The sequence below is a fragment of the Kluyvera sp. genome, assembly GCF_965301105.1.
Window position 1 is genome coordinate 80,658 of record NZ_CBDKZX010000003.1, and the last position, 22,907, is coordinate 103,564.

Genomic DNA, 22,907 nt, shown 5'->3' on the forward strand with positions numbered 1-22,907 from the left:
CTCCTCATAACGATATGAGGAGGCTTTTTGGCTGTTGTTATTAGTGCTTATCGGTTATCTCAATCACAACATGACGGTCCGGCGCCAGGCAGCTAATCAACTGCGCTCCCGACTGGCTGTCACACTGAGAACCGGTCACCGGGTCGCTGGCGCCACGACCTTCCGCGCGAATGTTGGCCGCAGGCATACCTAACGCCACCAGTTCATCCGCCACCGCCTGCGCGCGCTGCGCTGAAAGCTGCTGGTTATAGTCCGCTGCACCAATGCGATCGCTATAGCCAATCACCACGGTTGTCTTGCCAGACGCGGGCTGCATACCCGGGCTTTGGTACAGCTGGGCGATAGCCGCTTTGCCCTCGGAGGTTAACGCGGCGGAGTCATAGCCAAACATCACGTCAGATTTCAGATTAAAACGCTGCGGCGCTGGCTGTGGCGCCGGGGCGGCAATCGGCGCCACGGCTGGCGTATCGTCATGCTGGCCGAAACGATAAGAGATGCCTGCGGTAACGGAACTGATGTCGCTGCTGACGCCAATCTGATTTTCGTTACCCACGTTGCTAACCCACTGATACTCCAGGCGGCCTGCCCAGTTTTTATTAAAGGCATACTCGGTGCCCACGGCGACCAACGGACGAACGCCGGTTTCAAAGCGGTTATGACCCTGAATATCCGACTCCGCACGATAGCCCATTGCCCCAGCGCGACCATACAGATCCCAGCTGTCGGTTAAACCGTAGCTGGCTTTCAGCGACAGCTGCAAACCCTGGCTCTTCATCTGTGAACCTGAGGCACCGTTTTTACCGTTGATCTGCATATTACCTAAATAATCGTAGCCGCCTTCAACCGCCAGCCAGGGATTAATCTGGTAGCCGGTGAATACACCGCCGCCAACGTTATCGCTGTCATAACCGACATTGGCGCGTGGCGTGGTGCTGGTGTCAAAATAATGCGACCAACCCAGTTTCCCGCCGGTATACCAGGTGCCAGCATCTGCCGCCGCAAAAGCGGTGGTGGCGGTCAGCGCATTCGCAATAATTAAAGTGATCAGCGTCTTCTTCATAATTTTCCTATTATTAGCGTCCCATCAATCGACGGGTTGGATGCAAAGTGGCGCTACAATAGGTTTTTTACTCGACGCTGATAATCGTTTTTTTGTTTATTTTTGGATAGCCATCGGCCATCGCTGTAATAGCTTACCGCTCTCGGAGTGCCTCTTTCACCTTGTTAAACGGCTTCACCAGATAATCCATAACCGTCTTCTCGCCAGTTTTAATATCAACGTTAGCAATCATCCCTGGGACAATATTGAAGCGTTTCCCGGCTTTATTTTGCAGATAATCATTCTCAGTACGGATAAACACGCGATAATAATAGACTTCAGGCTTAGCCTCATCCTGAATGGTATCGGGCGAAATACTGTCTACCACCCCTTTCAGACTGCCGTAAATGGCATAATCATAGGCCGTTATCTTCACCAGCGCCGACTGGTCCGGATGGATAAAGGCAATATCGCGGGGCGACAGGCGCGTTTCAATCAGCAGATGGTCATCGCGCGGCACAATTTCCATCAATTCGCCGTTGGGTGGGATCACGCCGCCCAAAGTATTGACCTTGATTTTTTTGACAATACCTTTCACCGGCGAGCGCACCGTCATACGCGTGACGCTGTCGGTACGGCCACGAATAATCTCGGCCAGCGAAGCCGCCTCGGCGGTGGCTTTAGCCAGTTCTTCGCGAGCCTGAACCAGGTACTGCGAACGCAGGTCGAGAATTTTGAGCTGAAGATCGGAACGCTGGCGCTCAAGACGGAGCACTTCCACGTTGCTGGCCGCACCGGTTTTCGCCAGGCGACGGGTTATCGCCAGTTCACGATCCACCGCCGACAGTGAATCAGCCACCCTTGCCTTTGAGTCGGAGAATTGGCTCCGGCGCAGGTTGTACAACCGGGTTTCGGAGGCCACCAGTTGCGGCGCATCGTTGAGCGCAGGCGGGAAAGTCAGCGGTAACTCGTTCACTTCGGCAGACAGACGCGCGCTGGCCGCGAGCGCTGCCTGATAGCGCGCCACGCTCTCACCGACGTTAGACTGTGAACGCGTTGGGTCAAGACGAGCGACCACTTCCCCCGCTTCAACTCGCTGCCCTTCGCGGACATTCAGCGCCACCAGAATGCCGCCGTCCAGCGATTGCAGCACCTGCTCGCGCGAGCTGGGGATCACTTTGCCGGTCCCGGTTGAAACCTCATCCAACGTGCTAAATGACGCCCATCCCCAGGCCACCAGTAATAGCGCGCCGCATAAGGTCACGATTCGCCCGGAACGCGCCAGGCTCTCGTTATCCAGATCGTTTTCACCATGATCGCCGTTCCAGTTCAGCGGCTGGGCATTCGCCGGTGTCGGTATCGGAGCCTGTTCTGCAAGCGCAATGTCGGTCTCAGGCTGGTCGTCTTTCATCGTTCACCTCCGCTGCCTCGGCGTTTCTGCGCGCCATCGCCTTCTCTTTCGGCATATCCATCACCAGCGCGCCGTCCTTGAGTACCAGCACGCGGTCGACCACGGAAAGCACCGCGCTGCGATGAGTGGCGATAATCAAGGTCCGGCCCGCCAGCCAGTGGCTGAGACGGTCAAGAAAGTCACGCTCGGTGTGTTCATCCAGCGAGGCGGTCGGTTCGTCCAGCAGCACGATATTGGGATCGCGTAACATCAGACGCGCCAGCAGGATCGATTGCCGCTGGCCGCCGGACAGACCGAGCCCGCCCTCCATGACCACATGATCCAGCCCGTGGGGCAATTTGCTGACTAACACATCCGCGCCGCACATCTCCAGCGCCGCAAAGATTTCGTCATCGCGTGCCTGCGGCGCGCCCAGCGTCAGGTTGTCGCGCAGCGAACCGTGAAATAACCTGGCATTTTGCGTCATCAGCCCGGTATTACGCCGTAGATCGGCCACATCGATATGCGGCAGACTCAGGGAGTCGAGCCGCAGCTCGCCCTGTTCCAACGGCACGCCGCCGATGAGCGCCTGTAGAAAGGTCGATTTCCCGGCACCGTTGCGTCCCAGCACGGCGATGCGTTCCCCGGCGCTAATATCTAATTTTGCGACCCGCAGCGGGACGATGGGCGAGTCCTGGCGATAGCGAAACGCAGTATCGGCAAAGTGGTAATTGCCGTGCAGCACTTCACGATGCAGCCGCTGTGAATCCCCCCCGTTTTCCACCGGCAACTGCATAATGCTGTCGATGCCGCCCTTTGCCGCTTTGGCCTGCTGCCAACGGGCCAGCACCCCGCACAATGCCGCCATTGGGGCAATCATGCGTGACGACAGCTGTGAGGCAGCAACAATCGCCCCGGTGGTAATGTCGCCATCGATGACCAGCGGCGCGCCCACGACGATTACCACCGCGTACACCAGCCCCTGGATTGTGTTACCCCAGGCCAGGAGCCCTTGCGTGAGCCGTCGGCTTTTCATCCCGGTTTGGGCGGTAATGCGGATATAGCTGTTCCACTGTTGCAGGAAGCGATTTTCAGCCTGCATCAGCTTGATATCCTCCAGCCCCTGCACGCTTTCAACCAGCACGGCATTACGCAGGGTCGACTCTTTCACGTTCTCCTGCGCCAGGTCGGCCAGTTTCTTCTGTAGCAGAATACCTGGCGCGATCATGATCAGCGCCGCCACCGGCGGGATCCATGCCAGCTGCGGCGCGATGATCGCCATGACCAGTAAAAACAGAAAAAAGAACGGCAGATCGGCGATCACCGAAACCGTGGTCGAGGTGACCATTTCACGAATCGATTCCAGCTCTCGCAGTTGGGAGATAAAGCTGCCGGTAGATCGCGGTACCACGTGCGTGCGCAGCCGCAGCGCATGGCCAAACACCCGGTCTGAGATGCGCATGTCGGCCTGTTTACCGAGAATGTCGCTCACGTGGCTGCGCATCAGCCGCATCGCCAGACCAAAAAACGCGGCAATCAGCACGCCAATAAACAGCACGTATAGCGTTGGGTAAGACTGGGCGGGAATAACCCGGTCGTAGACCTGCATCGAAAAAAGGATCCCGGCCATCGAAAGGACGTTGATAACCAGCGAAGCCAGCATCACGTGCCAGTAGGGTTTCATTTTGGTCATTGCCAGCTGGCGTAACCAGCCGGGGTTAAAATCAGCCAGATACTCCTCAGTCCGGCTATCGCGCGCCATCGCCGCCGGACGAAACGCTACCACGACCTGTATCATCTCAAGCAGTTCGGGCAGCGGCTGGCTGGCTATCAGGCTGGCGTCACGGGGAAAGCTAATGCCGACGCTGGCGTTACCGTCAAAGCTGTGAATGATGCCTATTTGCCCCGTATTAAGCTGTACCACCAGCGGCAAACGCCAGCCGGAAACATCGTCCTTTTTTTCGTGCAGCCGCCGTGCCGTCAACCCAACGTGGCGCGCCATATTATTGAGCGCCACGCTCAACGGTTTAGCCAACTGCCAACGAGCCATCGCCTGCAGCCCACCGGGTGAAAACGGCAAGCGATAGTGCGTCGCCACCTGACTGATAACGGTAATCCAGTCGTTGAGCGCGTGGGCTTCCAGCGTTTCCTGTTCGGCAATCCGGGCTTTTCCCGTCATGGTTGAATCTCCACGCCCTGAATGGACTGATTATTGAGCGTAAACTGCTGGCGGGTTCGCCCGGTGTTGTACAGACAATCAAGCTGGAGGGTACGCAGCTGGCTTTCGGTTTCCTGCTGTGTAAAGCGCGCCTGATAAACTTCCTGCTCAGCGTTCAGCACATCCAGAAACGGGCGCGATCCGAGGTCGAGGTACTGCTGCTGATACAGTTCACGGGTCTTTTGCGTCAGAATCTGTTGGCGAGCCTGGATTTGCAGCGCCTGCTGGAGGCTGACCGACGCGTTCTGCGCGGCGCTAAGCTGCTGTCGAACCTGCAACTGGGCGCTACGTACCGCCGTGGTCGCGGCATCAAGACTGTACTGCGCGGCATCGCGATTGGCGGTCAGCCCGCCGCCCTGATAAATCGGCATTTTCACCCGCACATAGGCCGAATATTGGGTACGATCCAGCTGTTCGCTGTTGGCGTAGCGATCGTTAAGATAGCGGGTCACGTCTGACTCCAGCGAGATGGTCGGCTTCATCTGCGCTTCCGCCCCCGCCAGTTGGGCCGCAGCCTGGTTTACCCGCGCGCGCGCTTCCAGCACCGACGGTACGAGCTGGTCGTCCACTGTCGCCACGCCGCAGGATTTACCCAGCGTTTGCGGAAATTCGTTACTCACCACATCAATCTTATTCCAGCCCAGATAGGTCGACAGCGTGGCGCGCCAGCGTTCGAGATTGGCCTGATACTGCGCAAGCGTCGCCCGTGCGCCTTCAATACGCGCATCGGTTTGCACCACGTCAGAAAGCGAGCTGGCCCCTTCGCTGTTGCGTTCGTTGGTGAGCTTGCCTAGCTGTTGTAACGAGCGCAGCTGTTCTTCGGCGATCGCCACCAGCTCCTGATAGCCCTGCACCTGAACCAACGCCGCGGCGGTATCGTGGGCGACTTTATCAATGCTCAGCAGTACGACAGCCTGCTGAGCGGCCACCGCCGCGTTGGCTTCCCGCACCGCGCTGTCGGTCAGACCAAAGTCGTAGAGCATCTGGGACAGCGACAGCACGACCGAGGGAACGTTGCCGTGGTTGGAATAGCTGTTGGTCACGCCATTATTCAGGCCACCGCTGATTTGCGGGTAGTATTTGGCGCGGGCGACATCAATCTTTTGCGCGGTGCTGAACAGTTTGCCGGCCTCAGTACCAATATCGGGATACCACTGTACGGCGCGCTGTACCGCCTGGTTGATGGTTAAATTGGCGGGCGGCTTTGCGCTGGCGGCAAGGCCCGGGTCGCGCCCCCTGAGATTGGGCAATTCATCGTCAGCGGCAATGTTTTGCGGATTGATCTGCCTGGCGATGTCACTATCTGAACGCCCCCACGCCGCCCCGGCATCGGGCAGCAGCAGCGGCTGGATGCACACCGTTAACCAAAAAAATATCTTACCTTTACCGCTGCGTTTCCCCATACAACATCCCCAATATAATCAATATGTTGACCTAAGTGGCCGTTTATATTTTTTGATGACTATTGATGAATATCCGCCCCGCAGCGATGTCCCTTCCATAGGGAAATAAGCGGGTCGGAGGGTACAGCTCCTGAGGTGATGCCGTCCTGATGCGAAGACCGTTAACCCGCCTGGCGACGGGCTAACGGCTCGCGAGGTACTCTTTCGTGCCTGTCGCCTTGCAGAAGGCTATCCGTGGCTTGCCGATGAATCCTGATGTAACAGCTCTTCGAGCGTCGGCTGCACGCCCTCCAGAGTGATAAGTTGTGTCGATTGATACTGTGTCCCGGCACCGTCACGGTCAATGGACACCACCGTGTCTCCCGATGCCGTGTGCTCTATAGATAAATATTGGCCGAGATCTTCAGATTTACCACTCCAGTCCGTCAGTAGCTTGCTGATATCTATATGATCGCCGTCACTAACTGAGAAATCTGTCCAGTGATTGTTATGACCGTTACCGCCGGTGGCATCGTGGCTATCGAGCAGATTAAAGATCACCGTATCCCCCCCGCCGCCAAGCGTATAGGTATCGTCATATGCGCTACTTGTGGCGGCATCGTTCTTGTCGCTGCCTTCGACATGCGGATGCAGATCAATCGTCAGGCTGCCGTGACTGAGTGTGCCGTCCGGGGCCTTGAGGGTGTAGTCGAACTGCTCGCGTTGGGTCAGGTCGACCACGCTAACCCCTTCACGCAGGGTATAGCTGTAGCTGCCGTCCGCGTGCAGCGTCAGCGTACCGTACAGTCCTTCCAGGGTTTGCGACTGCGTACTGCCTGCGACTTCGCTAATCTGCTGGCCGCTCTCGTTGCTGAGGGTAATGCTGGCCCACAGCGCGCCGGACGCAATTTCGGCGATCTGCCCTTCGGCGGTAACGCCCGCGGCGGCGGCTTCCGGCGTTACGGCGACGCTGGTCAGAATCGTGCTGAATTCGCTGTTCAGGGTGTTGCCTGCGTTATCGAGCAGCACGACGTTATACGGACCGCCGGACGATACCGTGTTATCCAGTGGGATGCTGGCGGTCAGCGTCGTCGCATCGGTGGTCAGCGTGCCGCTGGCTATCAGATGTCCTTGATCGTCGAGGATCTGATAATCCGCTTTACCGCTGGCAGTCGGCAGCGCCGTAAACTCCAGCACCAAGGCCGTATGCATGAGGGTTTCGCTAGCCGTCTCCTGAACTGCTGTGCTTTGCACCGAGGCGTGCATCAGGGTTGTCTCCTGCACCACGCTTTCGTCTGCCAGTAGCGCACTGGTCAACATCATTGACTGCGCGGTCACCGCTGAACCGACCGGCGGCAGCGAAATAGTCAACGTGGCGGTACTCACCGACGTGCCATTGCGAATAGCGTAGGTAAAAGTCTCCTGCCCCAACGCGGTCGCTGGCTGACCCGTTTTCAGGGTATAGGTGTAAACGCCCTGTGCGTTGATAACCAGGTTGCCGTACTGACCGACAATCGTGGTATTGCCAGTGGCGGCAATCGTCTGACCATTCACGTTGCTGACAACCGTGCCTGCTGGCGCCACATCTACGCCGCCGCTGGTGTTGCCTGCCCCGGTAATGACGTTACCCGTGACTGACTCGACCGCCGCCTGGTAGGTGTGAGTGACATCTTTGCTGGTCTTCAGGGTGGCAACGGTTCCTGCAGCGATTAGGCCATCCGCTTTTAGCAGGAACAGGTAGTGCCCGGTCCCCAGGGTAAAGGTATCGGTGGTCGAGCCCACCAGCAGCGGGGCGCTGATCCAGTTATTGAAGAACTGGTCCTGCACGTACTGCCCGGTGGTTGTGTTGTATTTGTAGATATAGAGGTCAAACGTCGCCCCAATAGCCAGCCCGGCAGCGGTTCCGTCGAGAGTAAAGGTGCGCGTTGAGTTAGCGCCCACATCAATCTGCAACTGTTTTGTGAGGTCGAGATTAAGTCCCAGAATCGACCCTGAATCACCCAAACTGACGTTGGCCAGGATAAGCGAGGAACTCGTCACCCCCGGTGTCGTCACATCTGCCGGTATCGGATCCACTTCCAGCGTCACCACATCGCTATTCGCATGCAGGTTCGGCAGGTTGAGATCAATAGTCAGTTTCGCGCTGCTGATCGAGCCATTCGGCGCTTTAATCTGATAGTTAAAAACATCTGGCCCGGTGATACTGTATGGCGATAGCCCGGCTTTCAAGGTATAGGTGTAGTCACCCTGGGCGTTAATGGTCAGCGTGCCGTAAGTTCCGGAGATCACGGTATTACCGCTAACCGCCGTAAAGTTACTTGACGATCCAATGCTAACCCCGCTGACTACCGTGTCTTTCGGCGTACTATCTACCCCACCGCCACCAACACCGGTCATCACGTTACCGGTAGTGGTGCCGCTAGCCGTATCGACAAATACGCCAGTAGTCACGTCCGATGTCACTTTAAGTTGGCTACCCGTCAACAGCGACAGACCGTCATCCGCCCGCAGCAGTAACGCGTAATCACCCGCTGGCAACGTGACATTGCGCGAGGCCGAGATACTCGCCAATGCCAGTACCCGCAAGAAGTCGTCATAACGCTGGTACATACTGTAGGTACCGTCGCCATTGGACTTGTAAATATACAGATCGAAGGTCGACAGCAGTGTCACCCCTACCGCGCTGGCCTGTAGCGAGAGCGCGCGGGACGCGCCTTCATCAACATGGAAAGTCGGCAACTGGTTGGCCTGGATCAGGTTAACTGTCAGCAGGTCGCCAACGCCCAGATTTAGCACATTCAGGTTCTGCGCCGTAGAGTTAGTCGGCGCGGTGATCTGCTGGATCGAGGTCGTTAACGATAGCCCGGCTTCATCGTTCACCGCACTCAGTATTTGTGTACCAATCGTCGGATCGATGGTCAGGGTAAACGCAGGCGTCTTCGGTCCTTCGTTGCCCGCTCCATCGCTGGCGCTAAACGTGAAGCTGTGGGTGGTACTGGTTAACGCCGCCGTTGGCGTCCAGCTCCACTGCCCATTCGCTAAGACGTTCACCGAGGTGACAAACGTCCCACCGTCATAAATATTCACCGTGCTATTGGCTTCCGCGACGCCAGTAAAGGTCGGTTGCCTATCGTTGGTAATGCTGCCAGAGCTCAGGTTGCCGAGATCCGGCGCCACATCATCGGTCACCGTCAGGCCAGTAATCGCCCCCGGCGCTACGGTATCGATATTCAGGGTGAACACTGGCGAAGTCCCGCTGACGTTGCCCGCCGCATCGGTCGCGATGGCCGTAAAGGTGTGGACTCCATCCGCCAGCGCAACCGTCGGCGTGAAGCTCCACGCGCCGCCAGCCACCGCCGTGGTGGTTCCCAGCACCTTCGTGCCGTCGTAAACCGTGATGGTGGCCCCGGCTTCCGAGACGCCGCTAATGGCGGGAAGGTTGTCGTTGCTGCGACCATTGTTGCCAATCGTACCGGTACCCGGGGCGACATCGTCGGTGACCGTCAGCGCCCCCATGGTTGCTGGCGCCACCGTATCCACGGTCAGTACAAAGTCCGGTGAACGCGGCCCAACGTTGCCGACCTGGTCTGTCACGGTGGTGGACAGCGTGTAGGTGCCGTCCGCCAGCTCGGTTGGGGTGAAGCTCCACGCGCCGGTCGCACCAGCCAGAGTCGTCCCGAGTACCGTGTTACCGTTATAAATAGTCACCGTACTATTCGCTTCCGCCGTTCCGTTAAGCGTTGGCATATTGTCATTGGTTGCCCCGCCGTTCGCCACCAGCCCGGTGACAGGGCCTACGTTGTCGGTAACCGTAATATTGGTCGCCGCCACCGGAGCCGTGGTGTCGATATTCAAGGTAAAGACCGGAGAAGCGCCGCTGACGTTACCCGCCGCATCGCTGATCGTCGTGCTGAAGCGGTGGATACCATCACTCAGCGCCGACTGTGTGGACGGTGTGAAGGTCCACGCGCCGGAACCGTTCGCCTGTACCGTCGCCAGCAGCGTGCTGCCGTCATAGATATTGACGAAGGCATTCGGCTCTACCGTACCACGCAGCGTCGGCGTGTTGTCGTCAGACAGCGCGCCGCTCACCAAATCGCCAGTGACTGCGCCTGCGTTATCGCTGACAATCGGCAGTGCCCCCACCGCTGGTGTGACCGTATCCACCGTCAGGGTGAAGGCCGACGTCGCCGCGCTGGTATTACCCGCCGCATCCGACACCAGCAGCGTCAGGCTATGCGGCCCTTCCGCCAGCGGCGCGGTCGCTGCCGGGGTAAATGACCAGCCGCCCAGGGCATTCACCTCAGTCCGGCCTATCTCGTTTGTACCGTCCATGATGATGACCGTCGCACCCGGCGTCGCGCCGGTGCCGGAAATCGTTGGTCGGTTATCGTTGGTCGCACTGCCGCTCGTGAGCGTACCAATCACCGGTGATACATCGTCGGTGACGGTAAAATTGCTAATCGGCGGCGGTGCGGTGGTATCCACCGTTACCGTGAAGACAGGCGACGGCAGGCTGACGTTACCGGCGGCATCGGTCGCCGTCACGGTAAAGCTGTGCGCCCCCTGCGTCAGTGCCGTCGAGATCTGGAATGTCCACTGTCCTGTTGTGCTATCGGAAACGATCGGTGTTGTGGTCAACAGAACGCCGTTATCGTAGACCTTAACCGTTGCGCCCGGCTCTACGGTGCCGCTCAGTTGCGGCAGGGTATCGTCGGTTACGCCGTTATTGGTCAGGTTTCCGGTAATCGGGCCGACATTGTCGTTGACGGTAATCGCGCTCGGGATTGCCGGAGCGACAGTATCCACCGTGACGTTAAACGCAGGTGAGTTCGCGCTAACGTTACCCGCCGCGTCAGTCGCAGTGATCGACAGCGCGTGGGAGGTATTACCCAACGCAGTCAGTGGCGTAAAGGTCCATGAACCATTGGCCTCCGCCCGGGTAGTGCCCAGCAGAGTCGTTCCATCGTAAACCGAGACTAGCGCATTGCCCTCTACGCTCCCGGCAGCCCCCCTGAGAACCGGGCGGGTATCGTTGATGGCGCTGCCCTCAGTAACATTTCCTGTTATCGGCGCGGTGTTGTCGGTTAAGGTAAACACACCCGGTGTCGCGGGTGCTGCGGTGTCGATATTCAGAGTAAAGGCTGGAGACGGCAGGCTAACGTTGCCCGCCGCATCGGTGGCGGTTGCTGTCAGAGAATAAGTGCCATCTCCCAGCGTGGATGGTGCAAGGCTCCAGTTGCCGCTGCTGTCTGCCGTTGTTGTCCCGACCAGCGTCGTGCCGTTGTACACACTAACTGAACTGTTCGCTTCGGATCTGCCGCTGATAATCGGTGTATTGTCATTGGTGATCGCACCGTTCGCCAGCGCCGGAGAATCCACGTTGTTCGAAACCGTCAGCGCCAGAATTGGCGTGGGTGCCACGGTATCCACCGTGAAGTTGAAGGCTGGGGAAGCCAGACTCACGTTGCCAAGCGCATCGGTCGCGGTAACCGTCAAACTATGGCGACCGTTCAGCAGAGTCGGTGTTTCGAACGTCCATGAACCGTCAGCCTGCGCGGTAGTGGAACCCAGCAGAACAATGCCGTCATAGACCCGAATCGTGCTGCCAGCCTCCGCGCTACCCGCAGCACCGTTTAGTGTCGGCGTGGTATCGTTGGTGAAGCCATTCTGGGCGATATTGGCGATAACAGGTAGTGCGTCGTCAGATACGGTAAAGGCGGTAATCTGAGCCGGCGGCGTGGTGTCGATTGTCAGATTAAAGACGGTCACCGGGCTTTCATTCCCCGCCAAATCCACCATCTTAATAACAAAACTATGCGGACCATCGCCCAGCGGCGTGGTTGGCGTGATAGTCCATACCCCCAGCGCCCCAACAGTCGCCCGGCCAATTTCAGTCGAGCCTTCGGTGATGATAACGGTGCTACCCACTTCTTGCGGCTCTATACCACTGAAGGTCGGAGTCCTGTCATTAGTGGTATCGCCGCTGGTGATGGGCCCTACTCCCGGGGTGACATCATCGGTGACAACCACGTCGGTAATTTTGTCCGGCAATTTGGTATCGACGGTGAACTGGAACAGCGGTGTAATCCCGGTGAGTGGGAGCGGATTCCTGACAACAGCCGAAATAAGATGCACACCATCGCCTAGCGCCACGGTCGGTGTAAATGTCCAGTTTCCACCAGAATCAACGGTTGCTGTACCAATAGGCGTGACAAGATTGGTGTTATCGTAGAAGGCAATAGTGCTACCCACCGGCGCTTTACCGGTAAAGGTCGGCTGGCTATCATCAGTTACTCCACCACTAGTGATAGCCCCCTGAATTGGACCGATATTATCGCTTACCACCAGGTCGGTAATACCACCGTTCAGCAAGTGGGTGTCAATGTTTAGCGTCACCCCAACGATGAGTGGGCTTTCGTTACCCGCCTGGTCAACGACTTTTGTGGTGAACTTATGTTCACCATCAGCCAGCGGCGCATCGGGTCTGAAACTCCAGGCTCCAAACGCATCAATGGTCGTGCTGCCTATCAGTTTTCCATTGTCGTAAATATTCACCGTCGAACCGACCTCATCAGTCAGAGCCACGCTGCTAAAGTACGGTCGATTATTATCACCAACAACAGGTATCAGCCCAGCAGAATCTTGCGTCACCACCAACACAGCGATACCCAGCGGCGCGGTACCGTCAATTCTCAGAACCAGGTCCTCAGAATTCACACTGACATTTCCTGCCGCATCAGTGGCTGTGACGTGGAAGGTATAAGTCCCATCAGTATCAATTGAAGGTACGGTATAGCTCCACTTGCCTGCCGCATCAGCGGATACCGTTCCAAGCACATTGCTCCCTTGATAAATCGTCACCAGCGCATTCGGTTCCACCACGCCGCTCAAAGTGGGTGTTCGGTCGTTAGTCAGTCCACTGGTGATTGTTCCTTCATACAGAGGAACGTTGTCAGAAGCGGTGATATTCCCCGGTTTATCAGGCTCTTTCGTATCGACAGTTACCGTAAACGATGCTGATGGCGAGCCGACATTGCCGGCTTTATCGGTGACGGTGGTGATAAAGTTATAGGTCGCGTCTGTCAGAACGTTGGTGGTCAGGCTCCAGGAACCATCAGCATCCGAGGCGGTAACGGTAGCCACAGGCGTTGAACCGTTATAAATCGTCACGGTGCTGCCTTTCTCTGCCGTACCGCTCAGGGTTAGCGTGTCATCATTGGTGATACCAATAGTCTTACTGCCGTTGATAGCGAGGTCGGTCACCGGCCCCGGCGCGGTGGTATCGACGGTCAGACTGAAAACTGGCGAGGCAGGTCCTTCATTGCCTGCTGCATCGGTCGCCGTCGCCTTGATAGCATAGGTTTTTTCATCCAGCGGCGTAGTTGGCGTAAAGCTCCAGCTACCGTCGACCGCAGAAGCGGTCGTCGTGCCCAGCGGGGTACTACCGTCATAAACGGTTACCGTGCTCCCCAGAGCCGCGGTTCCGCTAAATGTCGGCGTGGTGTCGTTGGTAAAGCCATTAGTAATGGCTCCCGTTTGCGGAGCCACGTTGTCCGTGGCGGTTATCGTGCTGACAGCGGCTGGTGCAAGCGTGTCAATGTTCAGCGTGAACACCGGGTTATTCGTCGAGACGTTACCTGCCGCATCGGTCACTACAACCGTTAGCGTGTGCTCTCCTTCACCCGTTATGGCCTCTGATTCAATGCGCCACTCCCCGGTCGGCCCAACCAGCACTTCACCCAGTAGTGTCGCCCCTTCATAGAGGGCGACAGTGGTCCCGGCTTCCGCATGACCGCTAAAGACCGGCGTCGTATCGTTGGTGCTGGCACCGTCAGCCAGTGGCCCGGTGGCCGGAGAAGCGTTATCGCTCACCAGCAGCCCGGTTACGGCATCCGGCGCAATACTGTCGACGATAATGACGTACGGATCGGAAGCATCGCTCTGGTTGCCCGCCGCATCCTCCACAATGGTGGTGTAGCTGTGCGAGCCCTGAGTCAGAGCCGTCGTCGGCTGGTAGCTCCAGTCCCCGGCGCCGTTGACCTCAATGGTCGCGACCCATTTATCGTTGTCGAAAAGAATCACATTGCTGTTCGGCTCGGCGGTACCGCGGATCACCGGAAGGGTATCGTTGGTGGCGCCGCCATTACCCACATTAGTGGTCACTGGCGTCACGCTATCAGTGACCACAAAGCTGCCGATAGGCTCCGGCTTAACGGTATCAACCTTCAGTTCAAAGGCCGGAGAAATACTGGTGCTAACGTTACCCGCTTTATCGGTAACGGTGGTGGTGATGCTGTAATCGCCATTGCCCAGAGTTGGCTCAAAAATCCATACCCCGTTGCCATCGGCGACAGCAGTGCCCAACAGTTGAGTGCCGTTGTTATAGAACGTCACCGTGGTGCCTGCTTCGGCGTGCCCGCTAAAGGTTGGCGTGCTGTCGTTGGTGCTGTCGCCGCTGTTCAGTAGTGCGATGACTGGCGAAACGTTATCACTCACCGTCAGGTTAGTAATATTATCTGGTGGCATCGTGTCGATAAACAGCGTAAAGGCCGGTGACGATGCCGGGCCGACGTTACCGGCAGCATCCGTCGCCGTCGCCGTCAGATTGTATTCCCCATCTTTCAGGTCAACCGTCGGCGTAAAGCTCCAGCGACCGTCAGTCGGTGATGCCTTTGCGGTACCAAGCACCGTCGTTCCATTATAGATGGTCACGATAGCGCCAAATTCTGCGGTGCCCGTCAGGGTTGGCGTCGGATCGTTGGTGCTATCGCCGTTAAGGATCGGCTCTTGTTTCGGATCGACGTTATCCGACACGGTAAACGTCGGCGCTGCGGTCGGTGCAGCGGTATCCAGTATCAGAACAAATTCTGCCGATGCCTTGCTAACGTTACCCGCAAGGTCTGTTACCGTGGCCGTGATGCGATAAGTTCCCTGGTCGAGTGGAGCCGGGGTAAAGCTCCAGCCGCCACTCGTGTCCGCCTTAATGGTAGCCAGTATATCCGAACCGTTATACAGAATGACGGTTGCGCCCGGCTCCACTTTACCGCTAAAGGTTGGCGTGGTGTCGTTGGTGCTGCCGCCGTTCGGCACGATACCGATATCCGGTACCTCATTATCGGTCACAATCAGCGTCGTAATCGGGTCCGGCCTGGTGGTATCAACGCTAAATGTAAAGGCAGGAGACGGCGTGCTGACGTTGCCCGCGGCATCGGTCGCCGTCGCCGTCAGGCTGTAGTTTCCGTCCAGCAGCGGAACGGTAGGCGCAAAGCTCCAGTAGCCGTTGCCGTCTGCCTGACCGGAGCCAATCAGCGTCGCGCCGTTGTAAACATTAATAAAGCTATTCGGATCGGCGGTACCGCTGAGACGAGGTGACGGATCGTTAATCTCCGTGCCAGCAGTCACGGTGCCGGTTGTCGGTGTCAGGTTATCCGTGACGGTAACTCCGGTTATCTGCGCTGGAGGCACGGTATCGATCACCACCACCACTGACGTCTTCGGCCCTTCGTTGCCCGCCACATCGGTGGCCGTCGCGGTCAACGTATGCGAACCTTCGCCAAGAACAGGCAGATTAATCGACCATGCGCCGCCGCTACCGGCTACCGTCGTACCCAGCACCGTGGTGCCGTTAGTATCGTAAACAGTGATCGTCGCCCCTTCTTCACCCACGCCGCTGATCGTCGGCGTGGTGTCATTGGTACTGGCCCCTCCCGCCAGAGGCGTGCCATCGGCAGCAACCGTCAGGCCAGTGACCAATCCCGGAGCCCTGGTATCCACGGTGAAACTAAAGCCCGGCGAGGCGATGCTGGTGTTACCCGCCCGGTCAGTGGCAGTGGCGGTCAACGTATAGTCGCCATCACCCAGCGCGGTCGTCGGTTTCACGCTCCAGTTGCCGCTGGCATCCGCCTGCGTCGTCGCGACCAGCGTGGTGCCGTTGTAGATATTCACGGTGCTGTTGGCTTCGGCGCTGCCGCTCAGTGTTGGCCGATTATCGTTGATCCGATCATTAGCATTAATAATACCGGTACCCGGCAGTAGCGTATCGGTAACGGTAATTCCGGCAATTGGCGGAGGTAGCGTCAGATCGATAACCACCACCGTAGGCAGTGACGCTGGGCCGACGTTGCCAGCCGCATCGGTGGCGGTAGCGGTTATCACATGGGGACCTTCATCCGGCAGAGTAACTCCCAGAGACCAACTACCGGTTGGACCTGCCTGAATAGTGCCCAGCACCGTGGCGCCATCGGTATCGTAAACGGTGATAAGCGCATTTGGTTCACTGGAGCCACTTACCGTCAGGGTGGTGTCATTGGTGCTGGTTCCCGGTGCCAGTACACCGCTGTCTGCCGTTATTGTGACACCAGTAACCCGTTCTGGTGGTGCGGTATCTACCGTCAGGTTAAAGGCCGGAGAGTGTGGACTGGTGTTACCCGCCATATCGGTTACCGTGGCGGTCAGGCTGTGCGGCCCGTCACCCAACGGCGTATCCGGCGTGAAGTTCCACTCTCCGGAACCATTCGCCTGAGTAGTTCCCAACACGGTAGTCCCGTCATAAATCGTGACCGTCGCGTTAATTTCCGCCATTCCGTTGAGAGTTGGCGTATTGTCATTGGTGACGCCACCATCGGAAATTGGCCCCACCTTAAGATCCACATTATCCGACACCACCAGCCCCGTAATTGTCGCGGGCGCGCTGGAGTCAACCTCCAGAACAAACGGCGGCGAGAGCGGGCTGGTATTGCCTGCGGCATCAACCACCGCTGTGGTTATCTGATGCGTACCATCGAGTAACGGAGAATCCGGGATAAAACCCCACAGCCCGTCATCGTCTGCCTGGACAGTGCCGATAATGGTGCTGCCATCATAGATAGTTACAGTGCTGCCAGCCTCGGCAGTGCCGCTGATAATCGGCGTACTGTCGTTAGTGACTCCGCCGCTTGCCAGCTGTCCAACGCCCAGTGCTTGATCGTCGACGACAATCAGGTTAGCCACCGGGTCGGGTGCTGTCGTATCTACCGTCACCATAAACGGTTCTGACGGTGCAGATGGGCCGCTGCCGTTGTCTACGGTGAAGGTCACACTGTGCGTCCCTTCACCCAGAGCCGATGATGGCGTATAGCTCCAGTTGCCGCTGCCATCCACCGGTACAGTCGCGACTGGCGCGCCGTTATCGTAGACCGTCAGCGTACTGTTTGGGTCGGCTTTGCCGCTAAAGGTCGGTGTGTCATCATTGGTAGCAGCACCGTTAGCCAGCGGGCCCTGAACAGGAGCGACATTATCGGTCACCACCAGACCGCTTATCGGCCCGGCGATTGGTGTAATGGTCAGATCAAACTGCAGCGACGACGGGCTGGCGTTGCCCGCCGCATCGGTGACCACCGTGGTGAAGTGATGCAGTCCATCGGCCAGCGGCGCGTCCGGAGTAAAGCTCCAGTGCCCGCTCGTATCCGTTGTCGCCTGGCCCAGCAAGGTCGCACCATCATAGATACTAACGGTGGTCCCCGGCGCAGCGAGGCCAGAAAAGCCCGGTGTGGTATCGTCGGTCGTGCCACCGCTGGTCAATTGACCTTGAACCGGCCCGATATTGTCGGTCACCACAATACTCAATGCGCTCAGCGGAGCAGAGGTATCAACGCTAAACACCAGCTCATCCGTTGGCTGGCTGGCGTTGCCCGCCGCATCCACTGCCACAACGGTCAGTCCGTGCGGCCCGTCACTCAGCGGAGTGGTCAGTTCCAGCCCCCAGTTTCCCTTAGTATCCGTAACCGTACGGGCAATCTCTACGCCTGCGTCGTAAATAATGATTTCGCTGCCAGGTTCCGCCTTCCCGCTAAGGATCGGCGTGCTGTCGTTAGTCACATCACCAGACACAATGGTGCCGACGTTCGGATCCACATTATCGGTGGCAATAAACGCCGTCACCGGAGCGGGCGCTGTAGTATCAACCACCAGCACAAAATCAGGCGATGCGGCGCTGGCATTGCCGGCCGCATCGGTCACGACAGTGGAAATCGCGTGCGTGCCTTCGCTGAGCGCGGGGGCCGGTGTAAAGCCCCATTGCCCGTCTGTGCCGACTAACGCGGTACCAATCAGCTTGCCACCGTCATAAATGCTGACTGTCGATCCCGGTTCAGCGCTCCCGCTGATAACAGGCGTACCGTCGTTGGTTGAATCCCCGCTATGCAGTTGGCCAATACCAGGGTTGAGATCGTCAACGATCGTCAAGTCGCTAACCCCATCAGGGGCCTGCGTATCTACAGTCAGCACAAACGGTTCTGACAGCGTCGCGCCGCCATCGGAAGAGAACGTAAAGCGATAATGATCGTCCGCCAGCGCAGGCGGGGTAAAATGCCAAATACCCTGAGCATCAGCGGTCACCGTGCCGCTGTCGATGCCATTGATATAAACCGTTATCGTGCCAGACGCGGGGCCAGTGCCGGTGAAGGCTGGCGTTGTATCGTTGGTTGACGCGCCGTTAGCCAGCGCGCCGGCTCCAGGATTAACGTCATCATCGACCGACGTCACGGTAACGCTACTTGCCGGCGGGGCGATAGTCAGGTTGAAGGAAGGGGAATCTCCGCTGTTATTCCCTGCGGCGTCGGTGACGACGGTGTGGAAACTGTAATTACCCGCAGGCAACGGCGCATCAGGAGTAAAATGCCAGCTGCCGTCAGGTGCGACGGTGGCCGTTCCCAGAAGCGTTGTTCCCTGATAGACGCTCACCGTTGTCCCGTCTTGTACACTCCCCGCCGCGCCGCTAAAGGTGGGCGTAGTGTCTGTCGTGGTCCCTTTTTCTGGCAACGTAACGACGGTCCCACCCGTATCATCACTCACCGTAAAAGCGCCCATCGTGACCGGTTTTTCGGTATCCACATAGAACACCAGCGGCGCGGTTGAGGGCCCGATGTTTCCGGCAAGATCGGTGGCATTTGCGCTCAGGCTGTGCTTGCCTTCGCCCAATACCGTGCTTAGCTCAAGCCCCCAGTTGCCGTGCACGTCAGCCTGCGCACTGCCAACCAGTTTGCCAAAATCATAAATATTAACGGTGCTGCCCGGCTCGGCTTTGCCGCTGATGACCGGCGTATTATCGTTTGTCGTTTCGTTAGCCGAGATGGTGCCCAGCACCGGGGTCTGATTATCGGTGGCAATGAATAGCGTGACCTCTCCCGGCGCGTGAGTATCAATCGTCACCACGTAGGCTCCACTCTTCCCGCTGCTGATATCTCCCTTGCTCACCGTAGTCGTGAAACTGTGCACCCCATCGTCTAGCGCGGCAGGGGTAAAACTCCACAGTCCTTTGGCATCTGCTGTCACGGAACCTAACCGGGTTTCGCCGTCATAAATCGTGACCGTTGAATTTGCCAGCGCCTTACCGCTTAGGGTTGGCGTATTGTCGTTCGTGAACCCGCCTTTCGCGATCGTTCCCGTATACTGTTCGACATTATCAGTGATTGTCAGCTCTGTGACGTTGTCAACCTGAGTCAGGTTATTCTCGGTGGGGAGAGTGGGAATGCCAGGAAGGGTATTGTCATCCGGGTCATTATCCTTACTGCCCTCCGGGCCGCCGTTCTGATTGTCTGCCGGGTCCTCATCTGCGTTGTGGTGATGGTTACCTGAACTACCAATACTGGCAGCCGCAGCAGCCATCCCAGCGCCAATACCCAGCGCGCCCAGGATCCACGGCATGGCGCCTTCGGTGCTACTTTGGGTAATCAGTAGAGCATCAATATCGGCCAGTGGCGCAAAATGCAGACCGTCAGTCGGTTCTTCGACCCACCACAGCGCGCCATTCTGATCCTCAAGCACCAGTTCACTGCGGTGCCCTTCAGTATCGAGCACGAAATAGTTCTCGATGGTAATCTTTTCGCCATTTCTCAGCGAGATAACGAGGTCGTTGCCACTGCGCTCCAGTCCGGCAACGTCACGAGGGCTAATGTTGATTTTGACAATGCTGGGTGAAATGAGGCTTACGGTTTCACCTGATACGGTAGAGGTGGTTGCGCCACTCCGGGCAATAATAGAGATATTAGCCATATGATTAGAACCTCGTCACAAACAATTATGAACTGGTTATTGTTAGCAATCACATAAATATATCCCGGCACACAAACACCTAAAAAAACAAAGCACGATGAAAATCTTTCGCTGAGTTTAAAAAACCAGTAAAACCACCATGGTTAATATCAGCTTAAGTATTTAATGATTTACCATGGCAATTATTAACAGGATATACTTAAAAATATATTCCCTTGATGAATAGTTAATGCAATCCCAACAACCGCGCACCACAAGGGTCTCAGGCTGGTAGCACAGTAATCATTGAATGTTGCGTGAATTGTTTTTTATTTATAATTAAATAGCCTTATCAAGAAGAATATATCCTGTATTTCCTTACACCTCTTTTTTATCATTAACTACTTCCGTGATTAACATCATGTTTTACTCTCGATGATATTCACCAACCCGTCATTCATCGCTGCAATTAAATACAGAGGACGCAACGCATCGGTTAATACGAGTGTAGACACTAATACTTCCGTTGTAGTAATGGCATCAATTAATACGCCACATAAATGGCATGAAATCGACAGGTAAAAAATTAATACTTTGATTTTAATGCTAAAAAAAATAGCAAAATACAGACTATTCCTACTTCTCAACCGAAAGACTTAACTGAAATTTACTCCTTGTCCCTGTGAATGACGCTCCACTTCGAGCGCATTGCGCTTCCCGACGATAAAAGACACCGCATTTATTGGTGGTAGGTCGACGCCTTATTGCTCAAGGCCGATGGCGGGCACAGGAAAAAATGAAGAGAAAATCGCAGGAACGAAAAAGCCCCGAGCAACAAAGTTGCTCGGGGCTAGTATTTGGCGGAAGCGTAGAGATTCGAACTCTAGAACCCTTTCGGGTCGCCGGTTTTCAAGACCGGTGCCTTCAACCGCTCGGCCACGCTTCCAATGAGGCGCACTATAAACATCCCGAACGGACCTGTAAAGCACCAAAACGTTCGTTTGCCTGAAAAACAGCCAAAAAGTTGTTATTCGTCTGAAAAAACAACAAAATGGCTAGTTTTAAAACGCTTTTCCCGCCCTCATCCTGCTTAATGTTTTTTGATAAACATATCTTTGGTGTAGTAATACCCCAGGCGGTCAGGGGTAAAACCGCCTACCCACGGTTTCACCAGATGCGTGCGCACATAGTGATAGACCGGAATGGCCGGCACATCGCGCGCCAGCAGGTCTTCTGCTTTCTGGTAGTCACGGGCACGCTGGGCAGCGTCCTGTGTTTTCGCCGCATCGAGCAGCGCGGCGTCATAATCCGGGTTGCTGTACTTTGCGGTATTCTCACTGTCGCCGGTACGGAAGGTGTTCAGGAAAGTGGAAGCGTCATCGTAGTCGGCGATCCACGCGTAGCGTACGACGTCAAAGTTACCCGTATGCATCGCATCCAGCATGGTTTTCCACTCCTGGTTTTGCAGCTTAGCTTCGACGCCGAGATTTTTCTTCCACATTGAAGAAGCCGCAATCGCCACCCGCTGGTGTGATTCAGAGGTGTTGTAGAGCAAATTGAATGATAATGGATGCGCGTCGTTAAACCCGGCCTCCGCCAGCAGTTTTTTCGCTTCAGCAATTCGCTTATCGCGCGGCCATGATGCGTAATCCGGGCCGTTCAGCTTCACGCCGCCAATCTCCGGCTGGCTGATTACCCACGCCGGCCGCTGCCCCTGCCCCATGACCTTATCGGCGATGATGTCTTTATCCAGCGCCATGTTCAACGCGCGGCGTACGCGGGCATCGTTAAACGGCGCTTTGGTGGTATTGAACTCGTAGTAATAGGTTGCCAGCTGCGGCGACACGTCCACCTCGCTGCCTAAGGTTTTTTTCAACTGGCTAAACTGGTTGATCGGCAGCGTATACACAATATCGATCTCTCCCGCCTTGTAGCGGTTAACGTCGGCCGCTTCGGAGCGGATAGGCAGATAGGTCACCTTATTAATCACCGTCTGCTTATCATTCCAGTAACGCGGATTACGCTCGGCTACGATCCGCTCGTTCACCACCCACTGAGATAAATGATACGCGCCGCTGCCAACAAAGTGTTCCGGCTTCACCCATTTATCGCCGTAGCGACCAATCAGCACTTTATCGAGCGGCACCATGGACGGGTGCGCCAGCATGGCAAGAAACGCGGAAGTAGGCTGCGTCAGCGTCACTTCCAACGTGGTGTCGTTAATCGCCTTCACGCCAAGCGTATCCGGCGTTTTCTTACCCAACGCAATATCGGCAGCGTTCATAATATGCATGTTGCCCGGATAGCTGGCGTACGGCGACGCGGTGGCTGGCGTCACCAGACGCTGCCAGCTCCAGACGACATCCTGCGCGGTGATGGGCGAACCGTCAGACCATGTAATGCCCGGGCGTAAATGGAAAGTCCAGACGGTGTTGTCCTTATTCTCCCAGGATTCCGCCAGCCGCGGCTCAATGCTGCCGTCCGGTTTCACCGCCACCAGCCCGTCGAACAGGTCGCTGATGATATTAAACTCAACGTCGCTTTCAACCTTATGTGGGTCGAGCGAAGCAGGCTCATTGCCGTTGCTGCGCACCAGCTCCTGTTTGTCAGCAAGCTGCGTTCCTTCCGGCACGGTCGCGGCCTGCGCCGCCCCAGCCAGACCCATTGCCAGTAGAACCATCGTGATGTTGTTATGTTTGTATAATTTCATTTCCATTGCCTTGTTGTTAGAACCCTGTTCACTCTTGGCACAGACGGTTGATAACGCAAGTGCTTTCAATAACCTATAAGAGATTGATCTCGCTCTTTCGTGCTTTATATTGTGTTTCTGTGACGAGCCAGAAGTCTGAGTAAAGATGGGTAAAA

At 56.6% G+C, this 22,907-nt stretch carries 6 protein-coding genes and 1 tRNA gene; all 7 read right to left on the bottom strand.

Annotated elements, in window-relative coordinates; translation table 11 throughout:
* Nucleotides 1-40 precede the first annotated feature (40 nt).
* Entirely contained in the window at nt 41-1,060 is a 1,020-nt protein-coding gene (gene ompA / locus ACW14G_RS02165; RefSeq protein WP_249022069.1) for a porin OmpA, read from the bottom strand.
* A 133-nt stretch (nt 1,061-1,193) separates the two neighbouring features.
* Nucleotides 1,194-2,450, bottom strand: coding sequence for an HlyD family efflux transporter periplasmic adaptor subunit (locus ACW14G_RS02170; protein WP_163448584.1), 1,257 nt, complete (start codon nt 2,448-2,450; stop codon nt 1,194-1,196).
* Nucleotides 2,431-4,608: a type I secretion system permease/ATPase gene (locus ACW14G_RS02175; protein ID WP_249022070.1), complete on the bottom strand. Its 2,178-nt coding sequence runs from the start codon at nt 4,606-4,608 to the stop codon at nt 2,431-2,433. Before ACW14G_RS02175 ends, ACW14G_RS02170 begins: the two co-directional genes overlap by 20 nt.
* Complete coding sequence (locus ACW14G_RS02180) at nt 4,605-6,050, bottom strand: TolC family outer membrane protein (RefSeq protein ID WP_455648431.1); 1,446 nt, start codon at nt 6,048-6,050, stop codon at nt 4,605-4,607. The genes ACW14G_RS02175 and ACW14G_RS02180 overlap by 4 nt, the downstream gene beginning before the upstream one ends.
* Nucleotides 6,051-6,278: 228 nt before the next feature.
* Nucleotides 6,279-20,063: a BapA/Bap/LapF family large adhesin gene (locus ACW14G_RS02185; protein WP_419057721.1), complete on the bottom strand. Its 13,785-nt coding sequence runs from the start codon at nt 20,061-20,063 to the stop codon at nt 6,279-6,281.
* Between the two features lie 837 nt (nt 20,064-20,900).
* Nucleotides 20,901-20,988: transfer RNA gene (locus ACW14G_RS02190), tRNA-Ser, on the bottom strand.
* A 144-nt stretch (nt 20,989-21,132) separates the two neighbouring features.
* Nucleotides 21,133-22,752: an ABC transporter substrate-binding protein gene (locus tag ACW14G_RS02195; protein WP_249022073.1), complete on the bottom strand. Its 1,620-nt coding sequence runs from the start codon at nt 22,750-22,752 to the stop codon at nt 21,133-21,135.
* Nucleotides 22,753-22,907: the final 155 nt, after the last annotated feature.